This window comes from Pantoea sp. ACRSC (genome assembly GCF_022346785.1).
GTDB classification, from domain to species: domain Bacteria; phylum Pseudomonadota; class Gammaproteobacteria; order Enterobacterales; family Enterobacteriaceae; genus Pantoea; species Pantoea alvi.
Window position 1 is genome coordinate 93,750 of the sequence record NZ_JAKRNN010000014.1, and the last position, 13,289, is coordinate 107,038.

At 56.0% G+C, this 13,289-nt stretch carries 13 protein-coding genes; all 13 read right to left on the bottom strand.

Annotation, left to right across the window (positions count from 1 at the left end):
* Positions 1-67 precede the first annotated feature (67 nt).
* Complete coding sequence (pstS, locus tag MHZ97_RS14765) at positions 68-1,111, bottom strand: phosphate ABC transporter substrate-binding protein PstS (protein WP_103797094.1); 1,044 nt, start codon at positions 1,109-1,111, stop codon at positions 68-70.
* Positions 1,112-1,435: 324 nt separating this feature from the next.
* Complete coding sequence (gene glmS / locus MHZ97_RS14770; protein ID WP_103797093.1) at positions 1,436-3,265, bottom strand: glutamine--fructose-6-phosphate transaminase (isomerizing); 1,830 nt, start codon at positions 3,263-3,265, stop codon at positions 1,436-1,438.
* 148 nt (positions 3,266-3,413) lie between these two features.
* Complete coding sequence (gene glmU, locus MHZ97_RS14775) at positions 3,414-4,784, bottom strand: bifunctional UDP-N-acetylglucosamine diphosphorylase/glucosamine-1-phosphate N-acetyltransferase GlmU (protein WP_103797092.1); 1,371 nt, start codon at positions 4,782-4,784, stop codon at positions 3,414-3,416.
* 158 nt (positions 4,785-4,942) lie between these two features.
* Positions 4,943-5,362, bottom strand: a complete 420-nt coding sequence (locus MHZ97_RS14780; RefSeq protein WP_033755408.1) for a F0F1 ATP synthase subunit epsilon — start codon at positions 5,360-5,362, stop codon at positions 4,943-4,945.
* Positions 5,363-5,386: 24 nt separating this feature from the next.
* Positions 5,387-6,784, bottom strand: a complete 1,398-nt coding sequence (gene atpD / locus MHZ97_RS14785; protein ID WP_103797091.1) for a F0F1 ATP synthase subunit beta — start codon at positions 6,782-6,784, stop codon at positions 5,387-5,389.
* Between the two features lie 29 nt (positions 6,785-6,813).
* On the bottom strand, positions 6,814-7,680 hold the full coding sequence (gene atpG / locus MHZ97_RS14790; RefSeq protein WP_103797090.1) for a F0F1 ATP synthase subunit gamma: 867 nt from the start codon (positions 7,678-7,680) through the stop codon (positions 6,814-6,816).
* Positions 7,681-7,732: 52 nt separating this feature from the next.
* The gene (gene atpA, locus MHZ97_RS14795) at positions 7,733-9,274 is read right to left on the bottom strand and encodes a F0F1 ATP synthase subunit alpha (protein ID WP_103797089.1); all 1,542 of its coding nucleotides are present in this window, start codon (positions 9,272-9,274) and stop codon (positions 7,733-7,735) included.
* A 14-nt stretch (positions 9,275-9,288) separates the two neighbouring features.
* The gene (gene atpH / locus MHZ97_RS14800; RefSeq protein WP_103797088.1) at positions 9,289-9,822 is read right to left on the bottom strand and encodes a F0F1 ATP synthase subunit delta; all 534 of its coding nucleotides are present in this window, start codon (positions 9,820-9,822) and stop codon (positions 9,289-9,291) included.
* 14 nt (positions 9,823-9,836) lie between these two features.
* Positions 9,837-10,307 (bottom strand): F0F1 ATP synthase subunit B, encoded by a 471-nt coding sequence (gene atpF, locus MHZ97_RS14805; RefSeq protein WP_033755393.1) that lies wholly within the window; start codon positions 10,305-10,307, stop codon positions 9,837-9,839.
* Between the two features lie 111 nt (positions 10,308-10,418).
* Positions 10,419-10,658, bottom strand: a complete 240-nt coding sequence (gene atpE / locus MHZ97_RS14810; protein ID WP_003849523.1) for a F0F1 ATP synthase subunit C — start codon at positions 10,656-10,658, stop codon at positions 10,419-10,421.
* 48 nt (positions 10,659-10,706) lie between these two features.
* Complete coding sequence (gene atpB / locus MHZ97_RS14815) at positions 10,707-11,525, bottom strand: F0F1 ATP synthase subunit A (protein WP_103797087.1); 819 nt, start codon at positions 11,523-11,525, stop codon at positions 10,707-10,709.
* Positions 11,526-11,533: 8 nt separating this feature from the next.
* On the bottom strand, positions 11,534-11,914 hold the full coding sequence (gene atpI, locus MHZ97_RS14820; protein ID WP_103797168.1) for a F0F1 ATP synthase subunit I: 381 nt from the start codon (positions 11,912-11,914) through the stop codon (positions 11,534-11,536).
* A 713-nt stretch (positions 11,915-12,627) separates the two neighbouring features.
* Positions 12,628-13,245, bottom strand: a complete 618-nt coding sequence (gene rsmG, locus MHZ97_RS14825; RefSeq protein WP_239315217.1) for a 16S rRNA (guanine(527)-N(7))-methyltransferase RsmG — start codon at positions 13,243-13,245, stop codon at positions 12,628-12,630.
* Positions 13,246-13,289 lie beyond the last annotated feature (44 nt).

Sequence of the window (13,289 nt, forward strand, 5' to 3'; positions counted from 1 at the left end):
TTATCAGGGCGACGCGAGGCCGCCCTTCTCGATCTGGCCGGACGCGCGCCCGGCCGGAGTTGTTCACTTACTGGTAGAGCGCTTTGCCTGAACTGTCTTTGATGTTGGCTTTCCAGGCGTCGCGGATCTGCTGAGTTACGCTATCCGGCAGGGTGGCGTAATCCAGGCTGTTCGCGGTTTTGTCGCCGTTTTTGTATGCCCAGTCGAAGAATTTCAGCACTTCGCTGCCCTTCTCGGCGTTAGCCTGATCTTTGTAGACCAGAATGAAGGTGGTAGAGGTGATCGGCCACGCATCATTGCCTTTCTGGAAGGTCAGATCCTGCGCAAAGGATTTGCTCCAGTCTGCGCCTTTCGCCGCATTAGAGAAGCTGGTTTCGCTCGGAGCGACCGGCTTGCCGTCTGCGTCCACCAGTTTGGTGTAGGTCAGGTTGTTCTGTTTGGCGTAGGCGTACTCCACATAGCCGATGGAGCCCGGCAGACGCTGTACAAACGCCGCGACGCCGTCGTTGCCTTTGCCGCCCAGACCGGCCGGCCAGTTAACGGTGTTGCCTTTGCCGATTTTGCTGTTCCACTCTTCGTTAACCTTCGCCAGGTAGCTGGTGAAGACGAATGAGGTGCCGGAACCATCCGCGCGGCGCACCACGTTGATGTTGGTATCTGGCAGTTTCACGCCGGGGTTCAGCTTAGTGATTGCCGCGTCGTTCCACTTCTTGATTTTGCCCAGGTAGATATCGCCGACGGTTTTGCCGTCAAGCGTCAGTTCGCCTGATTTCACGCCCGGGATGTTGACGGCCAGCACCACGCCGCCGATAACGGTCGGGAACTGAAACAGGCCGTTTTTCTGCAGGTCTTCATCTTTCATCGGCGCATCTGACGCGCCAAAATCCACGGTTTTCGCGATGATCTGCTTAACGCCGCCGGATGAACCGATGCCCTGGTAGTTGATTTTGCTACCGGTGGCTTGCTGATATTCTGCTGCCCACTTGGCATAAACCGGTGCCGGGAAAGTCCCGCCCGCGCCCGTCAGATCGGTGGCTGCAAAGGCAGAAACCGCGCTTACGGCAAGAGTGGCGGTAAGGATTCGGGCTACGGTGCTACGCATCAGTGTCATGTTCCCTCCAGGGGAGTTAATCTCAGGCTCGGAGCCGTTGTAGTTGGAGTCAGTGATTGCTGCAGGAGGGAAAATAGGACAGTTTGATGACAGTGAAATGTAGGAAATATGACAGATTTATGACACATACAGCGAAGCTGAAATCTACCGAAGGAAAAGACTAAAAGATGTTGAAGCGCTGAAAAGAGAGCAGCAGAGCCTGACAAAGCAGCTTGAAGATAAGGATCGGCAAATAAGCGAACTGCAGCGCACGGTTGACGACCTTAATCGCAAAGTCCACTGATAAAGAAGAGCCGCTCCAGCAAGAGAGCGGCTCGTTAGCGGTTACTCGACCGTCACTGACTTCGCCAGGTTACGCGGCTGATCCACGTCGGTGCCTTTAATCAGCGCGACGTGATAGGAGAGCAGCTGCAGCGGCACGGTATAGAAGATTGGCGCGATCACCTCTTCTACGTGCGGCAGGGAGATAATCTTCATGCCGTCGCTGTCGCTGAAGCCGGCGTCCTGATCGGCAAACACGTACAGCAAGCCGCCGCGCGCGCGCACCTCTTCAATATTGGACTTCAGCTTCTCCAGCAGCTCGTTGTTTGGCGCCACCACGATAACTGGCATATCAGCGTCAATCAGCGCCAGCGGGCCGTGCTTCAGCTCGCCAGCGGCGTAGGCTTCCGCATGGATATAGGAGATCTCTTTCAGCTTCAGCGCCCCTTCCATGGCGATCGGATATTGATCGCCGCGGCCAAGGAACAGCGCGTGATGCTTGTCGGAGAAATCTTCCGCCAGCAGCTCAATGCGTTTGTCCTGCGCCAGCATCTGCTCGATGCGGCTTGGCAGCGCCTGCAGGCCATGCACGATATCGTGCTCAAGCTCGGCCGACATACCGCGCAGGCGGCCCAGTTTCGCCACCAGCATCAGCAGCACGGTGAGCTGCGTGGTGAACGCCTTGGTTGAGGCGACGCCGATTTCGGTGCCCGCTTTGGTCATCAGCGCCAGATCGGATTCGCGCACCAGCGAAGAGCCAGCCACGTTACAGATTGCCAGCGAGCCGAGGTAGCCCAGCTCTTTGGAAAGACGCAGCGCCGCCAGCGTATCGGCCGTTTCGCCAGACTGCGACAGGGTGATCAGCAGGCTGTTTTTACGCACCGCAGATTTGCGATAGCGGAATTCAGAGGCGATCTCGACGTCGCAGGGGATATTCGCCAGCGATTCGAACCAGTAGCGCGCCACCATACCGGAGTTGTAGGAGGTGCCGCAGGCGATGATCTGAATATGCTCAACCTGGCTCAGCAGGGTTTCTGCATTGGGTCCCAGCTCGCTGAGATCCACTTCGCCGTGGCTAAAACGACCGGTTAAGGTGTTTTTGATCGCCATCGGCTGCTCGTAAATCTCTTTTTGCATATAGTGGCGATAGATGCCTTTATCGCCCGCGTCATACTGCACGTTCGATTCAATCTCGGCGCGCTGCACCGCGTTGCCTGCGCGATCGACGATAGTGACGTCGCGACGGCTGATCTCGGCAATATCGCCCTCTTCCAGATAGATAAAGCGGCGCGTCACCGGCAGCAGCGCCAGCTGGTCAGAGGCGATAAAGTTCTCGCCAACGCCGCGGCCAATCACCAGCGGGCTGCCGGAGCGTGCGGCCACCAGCAGCGACGGATCGCGGCTGTCCATGATCACCATGCCATAGGCGCCGCGCAGCTGCGGGATAACGCGCAGCACCACTTCACGCAGCGAGCCACCCTGTTTCTGCTCCCAGTGGACCAGATGCGCCACCACTTCGGTGTCGGTTTCTGAGGTGAAACGGTAGCCGCGTTCAATCAGCGCTTCACGCAGCGGCTCATGGTTTTCAATGATGCCGTTATGCACCACGATGATCTGCTCTGAGACGTGCGGATGCGCGTTGGCCTCCGACGGCTCGCCGTGCGTTGCCCAGCGCGTATGGGCGATGCCGGTACCGCCGATCAGCGGATGCTGCTCAGCGGCCTCTGCCAGCATCTGTACTTTGCCGACGCGACGCAGGCGCGTCACGTGGCCCTGACGATCAACCACGGCCAGACCGGCCGAATCATACCCGCGATACTCCAGGCGACGCAGCCCTTCCAGCAGAATCTCTGCGATATCGCGCTGCGCTACTGCACCTACAATTCCACACATAAATGTTATTCCTGACCTGATGGCTTTCGGCCATCTTTCGTTGTCATACGACCTGATAACCGGCTTTGCCGGGCTCCCCGAGCCTTGTAGAGAGTGGGGATTATTATTGTGTTACTGCTGCGGCCAGCACGCGGCTGGCCGCTAAAAATTATTTTTTCTTCGCCGGACGCTGCCAGCTCGTTTTGCTGTTCTGCTCTTTGCGGTTATAAACCAGCGACGCCTCGGTGACATCTTTCATCACCGTGGTGCCCGCCGCGATAGTCGCGCCCGCCGCCACGCTGACCGGGGCCACCAGCTGGGTATCAGATCCAACAAAAACGTTGTCGCCGATAACGGTTCTGGACTTGTTCGCGCCGTCGTAGTTACAGGTGATGGTGCCTGCGCCGATATTGACGTTGGCGCCGATCTCCGCGTCGCCGAGATAGCTCAGATGCCCCGCCTTCGAACCTTTACCCAGCGTCGCCTTCTTCATTTCGACGAAGTTGCCGACGTGAGCGGCCTGCGCCAGCTCGCTGCCGGGACGCAGACGGGCAAAAGGCCCGACGGTGCAGTCGGCGGCGAGGTTCGCCTCCTCGATCACCGAATAGGGGCTGATTTCGCAGTCGTCGCCGATAACGCTGTTCCTGATGATGCAGCCCGCGCCGATTTTCACCCGGTCGCCCAGCGTGACGTCGCCCTCGATAATAACGTTGGTATCAATCTCGACGTCACGGCCGTGATGCAGCGTACCGCGCAGATCAAAGCGCGCCGGATCGCGCAGCATAACGCCCGCCAGCAGCAGCTTTTCTGCCTGCTCGCTCTGATAAACCCGCTCCAGCGTCGCCAGCTGCAGACGGTTGTTCACCCCGTCGGTTTCGCTGACGCGCGCCGGATGCACCGCGTTGATCTGACGCCCTTCCTGATGGGCCAGCGCAATAATATCGGTGATGTAGTATTCACCCTGCGCGTTGTTATTGGTGAGCTGCGCCAGCCAGCGCTTCAGATCGCCGCCGTTGGCAATCAGGATGCCGGTATTGATTTCCGTGATTTTCAGCTGCTCGGGCGAAGCATCTTTCTGCTCCACAATCCCGACGATGGCGCTATTTTCACGCACGATGCGTCCGTAGCCGCTGGGATTATCCAGCACCACCGTCAGCAGGCCGATGCCGCCAGCGGGTCTGGCGTCGCGCAGACGCTGCAGCGTCTCCTGAGAGATCAGCGGGACGTCGCCGTACAGCATCAGAATATCTTCGTCGTCAGCGAACGCGGGGGCGGCCTGCTGCATTGCGTGGCCGGTGCCGAGCTGCTCCGCCTGCAGCACCCAGTTAAGCGACGGCTCGGTCAGCGTCGCCTTCAGGCGGTCGCCGCCGTGGCCGTAGACCAGGTGAATATGCCGCGCGCCGAGGCCGGTTGCGGCGTCGATCACGTGCTGAACCATGGGTTTTCCTGCAAGAGTATGCAGAACTTTGGGCAGATCGGAATACATACGGGTACCCTTGCCGGCAGCAAGGATCACCACGCTCATTGCGCTGTTAGACATAACCATCCTGACAGAGTTTTTGACATGCGAAAGTTAAACGGTTTACCTCTGAGATTACTACATTTTTCTCAGGTCGAAATTAGGCGCGCGCAGCCTGAAGCGCGGGCAAAAAAAATGCCAGCCCGAGGGGCTGGCATTTCGTGACGCATAAAGCCTGATTACATCGCTTTTTTGGTCAGCTCGATCACGCGCAGTTTAGCAATGGCTTTCGCCAGCTCCGCAGAGGCCTGAGCGTAGTCCACGTCGCCGTGGCTGCTGTTCATATGCTCTTCTGCTTTGCGTTTCGCTTCCAGCGCACGCGCTTCGTCCAGGTCGGTACCGCGGATAGCGGTATCGGCCAGAACGGTGGTGCTGCCCGGCTGCACTTCCAGCACGCCGCCAGAGAGGTAGATAAACTCCTCTTCGCCGTGCTGTTTCACGATACGGATCATTCCAGGCTTGATGGCAGTCAGCAGCGGGGCGTGGCCAGGGAAAATACCCAGCTCACCTTCGCTACCTGACACCTGAATTTTCTGCACCAGGCCAGAGAACAGCTGTTTCTCTGCGCTGACGACGTCCAGGTGATAAGTCATAGCCATATCTGTCCTCCCGGGAAACCGTTATTACAGTTTCTTCGCTTTTTCCACGGCTTCTTCGATAGCGCCGACCATGTAGAAAGCCTGCTCCGGCAGATGGTCGAACTCGCCGTCCATAATGCCTTTAAAGCCACGGATAGTGTCTTTCAGCGTAACGTATTTACCTGGCGCACCGGTGAAGACTTCAGCAACGAAGAACGGCTGAGACAGGAAGCGCTGAATCTTACGCGCGCGTGCCACCAGCAGTTTGTCGTCTTCAGACAGCTCGTCCATACCGAGGATGGCGATGATGTCTTTCAGTTCCTGGTAACGCTGCAGCAGAGACTGCACGCCACGAGCAACGTCGTAGTGCTCCTGACCCACGACCAGCGGATCCAGCTGACGGCTGGTGGAATCCAGCGGGTCAACGGCCGGGTAGATACCCAGAGACGCGATCTGACGGCTCAGGGTAACAGTTGAGTCCAGGTGGGCGAAGGTGGTCGCCGGAGACGGGTCAGTCAAGTCATCCGCAGGGACGTAAACGGCCTGTACGGAGGTGATTGAACCGGTCTTGGTGGAGGTAATACGCTCCTGCAGCACGCCCATCTCTTCGGCCAGCGTCGGCTGATAGCCTACCGCTGACGGCATACGACCCAGCAGTGCAGATACTTCCGTACCGGCCAGGGTGTAACGATAGATGTTGTCGATGAACAGCAGAACATCGCGGCCTTCGTCACGGAATTTTTCCGCCATGGTCAGACCGGTCAGTGCAACGCGCAGACGGTTACCCGGCGGCTCGTTCATCTGGCCATACACCAGCGCAACTTTGTCGATAACGTTAGAGTCGGTCATTTCGTGGTAGAAGTCGTTACCCTCACGAGTACGCTCGCCCACGCCGGCAAATACCGAGTAACCTGAGTGCTCAGCCGCGATGTTACGGATCAGCTCCATCATGTTTACGGTTTTACCTACGCCCGCGCCGCCGAACAGGCCGACTTTACCGCCCTTGGCGAACGGACACATCAGGTCGATAACTTTGATGCCGGTTTCCAGCAGTTCCTGCGAGTTGGACTGGTCTTCATAAGAAGGCGCTGCGCGGTGAATAGAGGAGATCTCTACTGCACTGCCGTCTTCTTCTTTCAGCTCGCCTTTCATGTCGATCGGCTCGCCCAGCACGTTCATGATACGGCCGAGGGTCGCTTTGCCCACCGGAACCTGGATCGGTTTTTTCAGGTCAGCAACTTCCAGACCGCGCTTCAGGCCGTCAGAAGAACCCATGGCGATGGTACGAACCACGCCGCCACCCAGCTGCTGCTGAACTTCCAGCACCAGACGAGCATCACCATTCTGAACCTCAAGGGCGTTGTACACTTGCGGTACCGCGTCCTGAGGGAATTCGACGTCAACTACGGCGCCGATAATCTGGACAATCTTTCCAGCTGCCATCTTGAATCCTCTACCTAATTCTTACCTGGTTAAACCGCGGAGGCTCCCGAGACGATCTCGGTGAGTTCCTGGGTGATGCTGGCCTGACGAGCTTTGTTGTAAACCAACTGCAGCTCTTTGATCAGATTTCCGCCGTTATCGGTTGCGGCTTTCATCGCCACCATACGCGCGGCCTGTTCGCTGGCCAGGTTTTCCACCACACCCTGATAAACCTGCGATTCGACATAACGACGCAGCAGGGTATCCAGCAGCGCTTTCGGATCGGGTTCGTACAGGTAATCCCAGGTCTTCGCCTTCATCTCTTCTTCACCTTCCGCTGGCGGTAACGGCAGCAGTTGGGTAATGGTCGGAGTCTGAGACATGGTGTTATTAAACTTGTTGCTAACGACATACAGCTTGTCGATGCGACCTTCGTCGTAAGCCTGCAGCATCACTTTTACCGGGCCGATCAGATCGGACAGGGAAGGTTTATCTCCCATGCCGGTGACCTGCGCCACGATGTTGCCACCTACGGAGCTGAAGAACGCCAGACCTTTAGAACCGATAATCGACAGATCGCTCTGCACGCCTTTATCGGACCAGGCTTTCATATCTGCCAGCAACTTTTTGAACAGGTTAATGTTCAAACCACCACAAAGCCCGCGGTCAGTCGAAACGACCAGGTAGCCGACGCGCTTAACGTCGCGCTCTTCCAGGTAAGGGTGCTTGTATTCCAGATTCCCTAACGCAAGGTGACCAATCACTTTGCGCATGGTGTCTGCATACGGACGGCTGGCCGCCATGCGTTCCTGCGTTTTACGCATTTTGGAGGCGGCGACCATTTCCATCGCTTTGGTGATTTTCTGCGTGTTTTTCACGCTTCCAATCTTGTTACGTATCTCTTTTGCGCCGGCCATTAGCTTCTCCTCAAAGCCTTGCGGCCTGCCTTTTCAGACAGGCCGCCAGACATTACCAGGACTGGGTTGCTTTAAACGTGTCGAGCAGGCCTTTCAGCTTCGCTTCGATATCGTTGTTGTAGTTACCAGTTTGGTTGATTTCCTGCATCAGGTCAGCGTGATCGCGGTCCGCGAACGCCAGCAGTGCAGCTTCGAAGCTAAGGATTTTCGCCAGTTCTACGTCGTTCAGGTAGCCGCGCTCGGCAGCAAACAGCACCAGACCCTGTTGCGCGACGGACATCGGCGCATACTGTTTCTGTTTCAGCAGCTCGGTCACTTTCTGACCGTGGCTCAGCTGTTTGCGGGTGGCGTCATCCAGATCGGAAGCAAACTGCGAGAACGCAGCCAGTTCACGATACTGTGCCAGCGCGGTACGGATACCACCGGACAGTTTCTTGATGATCTTGGTCTGAGCAGCACCACCAACACGCGATACGGAGATACCTGGGTTAACCGCCGGACGAATACCGGAGTTGAACAGGTTCGATTCCAGGAAGATCTGACCATCGGTAATAGAGATTACGTTGGTCGGAACGAACGCGGAAACGTCGCCCGCCTGGGTTTCGATGATCGGCAGCGCGGTCAGTGAACCGGTTTTACCTTTAACTTCGCCGTTGGTGAAACGCTCAACGTAGTCAGCGCTTACGCGTGACGCACGCTCCAGCAGACGAGAGTGGAGATAGAACACGTCGCCCGGGAATGCTTCACGGCCCGGCGGACGGCGCAGCAGCAGAGAAATCTGACGGTAAGCGACAGCCTGCTTAGAGAGGTCATCGTATACGATCAGCGCATCTTCGCCGCGGTCGCGGAAGTATTCGCCCATGGCGCAGCCGGAGTAGGGCGCCAGGTACTGCAGTGCAGCAGATTCAGATGCGGACGCAACAACCACGATGGTGTTAGACAGCGCACCGTGCTCTTCCAGCTTACGCACCACGTTAGCGATGGTAGAGGCTTTCTGGCCAATCGCGACGTACACGCACTTAATGCCAGAATCGCGCTGGTTGATGATCGCGTCGATCGCCAGCGCGGTTTTACCGGTCTGACGGTCGCCGATGATCAGCTCACGCTGGCCACGACCGATTGGAATCATCGCATCGACAGATTTGTAACCGGTCTGAACCGGCTCGTCGACTGACTGACGGTCGATAACGCCCGGTGCGATCACTTCAACCGGCGAGAAGCCGTCGTTTTCGATCGCGCCTTTGCCGTCGATTGGTGCACCCAGAGTGTTCACCACGCGGCCCAGCAGGCCACGACCGACCGGCACTTCCAGAATACGACCGGTACACTTAACCTTCATGCCTTCGGCGAGGTCAGCGTACGGGCCCATAACCACAGCACCGACAGAGTCGCGCTCGAGGTTCAGGGCGATAGCGTAACGGTTGCCCGGCAGGGCGATCATCTCACCCTGCATCACATCGGCCAGGCCGTGTACGCGGATGATACCGTCGCTTACAGAAACAATTGTACCTTCGTTGTGAGCTTCGCTCACGACATTGAACTGAGCAATGCGCTGCTTGATCAGTTCGCTGATTTCGGTGGAATTCAGTTGCATATGCTCCAGTCCCCTTAAGACTGCAAGGCGTCTGCCAGACGCTCGAGACGGCCGCGCACGCTGCCATCAATCACCAGATCACCCGCACGGATGATCACGCCTGCCATGACAGACTTATCAATTTTGCAATTCAGCTTAACTTTGCGTGACAGACGTTTTTCCATCGCGGCGCTGATTTTAGTCAGCTGGCTGTCACTCAGCGTACCGGCAGAAATCACGTCCACCTCCGCAGTCGCCTCATAGGCGTCGCGCAGGTGAATGAACTGCTCGAGTACAGCTGGAAGCGCTGTCAAACGTCCGTTCTCAGCCATAACCTTAATCAGGTTCTGACCGTGTTCATCTAATTGATCGCCGCAGACGGCAATGAAAGAAGCCGATAACGCTTCCGGCGCCAGCGCGCCAGAGAGAAGATCGGCCATTTGCTCATTGCGTGCTACGGTCGCGGCAAACGCCAGCATGTTTTGCCAGCGCTCGATGCTTTGATGCTCAACAGCAAAGTCAAAAGCTGCTTTGGCGTAGGGGCGAGCTACAGTAATCAGTTCAGACATCAGCCCCTCCCTCCTTACAGTTCAGCGACCAGTTTATCAACGATGTCGCTGTTAGCAGCTTCATCCACGGAACGTTCGATGATCTTCTCGGCGCCAGCCATTGCCAGCAACGCGACTTGCTTACGCAGCTCTTCGCGGGCACGTTTACGCTCGGCGTCGATTTCAGCCTGCGCCTGCGCCACGATGCGGTTACGTTCGTTCTCGGCTTCAGTTTTCGCTTCGTCCAGAATCTGAGTACGGCGTTTGTTCGCCTGCTCGATAATGACCTGAGCTTCTTCTTTAGCTTTCTTCAGCTGGTCGGTCACATTGGCCTGCGCGAGATCCAAATCTTTCTTCGCGCGCTCAGCAGAAGCAAGGCCTTCAGCAATTTCTTTCTGGCGCTTTTCGATGGCAGCCATAATCGGCGGCCATACGTACTTCATGCAGAACGCGACGAACAGGATAAACGCGATGGCCTGGCCGAGGATTGTTGCGTTAATGTTCACAGCACAATGCCTCTAATTAAGTAGTTAACTTTTCTGCCGATATCTGAACGATAAGCGGCAGAACCGTTCATCATCGCACCCGGTGCCATGATGAACCAGGAGCGACAGGCTTTAGGCGACAGCAAACATCACATAGAGACCCAGACCAACAGCGATCATCGGGATTGCATCCACCAGACCCATTACAACAAAGAACTGCGTACGCAGCAGAGGGATCAGATCCGGCTGGCGCGCGGCGCCTTCCAGGAATTTACCTCCGAGGATGCCGATACCGATCGCAGCACCGATTGCCGCCAGGCCCATCATCACAGCGGCAGCCATGTACAGCAGATCCATATTCAGGTTTTCCATGACAGTCTCCAGTTTGTTTCAGTTAAACGCTTAGTGTTGAGAAAAAAATCAATGTTCTTCAGATGCCATCGACAGATAGACAATCGTGAGGACCATGAAAATGAAAGCCTGCAACGAGATGATCAGGATGTGGAAAATGGCCCACGGCACATTCAGCACCCACTGCGACCACCACGGCAACAGACCGGCAATAAGGATAAAGATCAGCTCACCCGCATACATGTTGCCGAACAGTCGCAGACCGAGTGAAACCGGTTTGGACAGCAGGCTAACACCTTCAAGAATCAGGTTGATGGGGATGAAGATCGGGTGATTAAAAGGCTGCAGCGTCAGCTCTTTCGCGAAGCCGCCTACACCTTTCATTTTGATGCTGTAGAACAGAATCAAAATAAATACGCCCAACGCCATAGACAGCGTGATGTTCACGTCTGCGGACGGCACGACGCGAAGCGACGGCAGGCCCAGCCAGTGCTCGCCGATATACGGCAGCAGATCGATAGGCAGCAGATCCATGAAGTTCATCAGAAAGACCCAGACGAAAATCGTCAGAGCCAGCGGGGCGATAAGTTTGCTTTTACCGTGGTACATGTCGCGCACGTTGCTGTCAACGAAGCCGACAACCAGTTCGATAGCAGCCTGCATTTTCCCTGGCACGCCGCTGGTAGCGCTCTTCGCCACTTTGCGGAACAACACCAGGAAGATGAATCCCAGCACCAGAGAGAAAAACATAGAATCGATATTTAATACCCAAAACGTCGCGGGAGCGTCGTGAGCATTCACTAACTCGAAGGTACGCAGGTCCAACTGAAGATGCGTCAGATGGTGACCGATGTACTCTTGAGGAGTTTGAGTTTCTCCTGCAGCCATGATGCCTTTTACCCTTTGTTGTTAATTACCGCCGGTGCCAACATCTGAACCACCAGCACCGATAACCAGGTTATCCCGAGCGGCCAGAAAACCACCCTGAAAACACCCAACGCCACAATGAGCAACACGATGGTTGCGATGACTTTGCCGATTTCGCCGAGAGCGAAACTCCACGCAACCCGTCCGGAAGCCGGGGATTGCCCTTGCAGGCGCCAGGCTAAAAACATGAACAACACGTTCGGCAGCCAGGCTGCCGCTCCGCCAGCCAGCGCAGAGACGCCCCAGGTGACATCTTTCAGGGCAAAGAGAGCGCCGATGATGACAACAGTCACCAGCTGGATACCCAGCACGGTTCGGGCGAATTTTACACTGTAAAGAGACACTGACATGGCGCTGTTACTCCCCTGCCCCATAAGGGGTATGTCGCGTGTCGTATAAGACTGCCTTTACTCACTCGAGTCAAGCAGCAAAAGCCGTGCAAATTATACGGGCCGCACCTGCGATTTCAATCCGTAAGTAGCCAAAAGGTGAACAATTATTTAAATTTCTTTCCGAACGGCTATTTTTCCAAAGATTGCCAGGCGAAATTATGGACCTGCGCCGCACTTATCTGGCTTCCGCCTTGCGTTTAAAGCGTGCTTTAGATCACATTCTAAACAGCGCTGCGCCATCTAAATTTGGCGACGAGCAACAACAGTGTCTATTATGCCGCCGTTAAAGCCTTAAAAAACAGCAGGATAATATTTTACCCTCGTCAGGCTGCCCTTATTTTCGATAAAAACAGCTGATTGACATCTCAGAGTGTCGCAAGAACGTTAAATTGATATTACGCACGCGGAGTTATTACCCTGATATATTTTCCCGCGTGATTATCTGGCCGCCTGACTGAAGCGGTAGAAGTGATCTACCTGATAAATAAATGTGAATTATTCGTTAAATGTAACAGAGCTTTTCGGATAATTTCCGCCAGGCCTGTTAACGTTATTTCCCGGCCTTCAGGATAAAAATTGCGTTGCCCGGCGACATCAACTGCCGAATTTTTGCACAGCGATTTTGATAAGCCAAACGCGCAGGAACGCCTTAATCCCTGCGCTTGTAAGGGCTATTGGCGTCCGATAACCACCAGGTGACGTTCACCATCCAGCTCCGGCACCTTTAACGCTTCCACAGCAACCAGACGAAAACCGGCAGGCAGGCTGGCGATCTCATCGTCGGGACGCACGCCTTTCAGCGCATAAAATTGCCCCTGCGCAGAAGGCAGATGATGACACCAGTTCACCATATCCTGCAGCGAGGCGAACGCACGGCTGATAACGCCGTCGAACGGCGGCTCGGACGGAAACACCTCTACCCTGCTCTGCACCGGCGTAATGTTGCTTAAGCCCAGCTCGTGCTGGACCTGACGCAGAAAACGCACGCGCTTGCCCAGGCTGTCGAGCAGCGTAAAGTGCGCCTGCGGCAGCACGATAGCGAGCGGGATGCCCGGCAGGCCCGGTCCGGTGCCGACGTCAATAAAGCGTTCGCCTTTAAGATGAGGCGCCACCACGATGCTGTCGAGAATATGGCGCACCAGCATCTGCTGCGGATCGCGCACCGAGGTCAGATTGTAGGCTTTGTTCCACTTGTCCAGCAGGCCGACATAGGCGACCAGCTGCTCTTTTTGTTGATCGGAGAGGGAAATACCGGCTGCCTTAAGCAGCGAAGTGAGTTTTGTGATCACAGCATAAATCCAGTCAGCGGGGGCGAGAGGACTCGCCCCGTTTC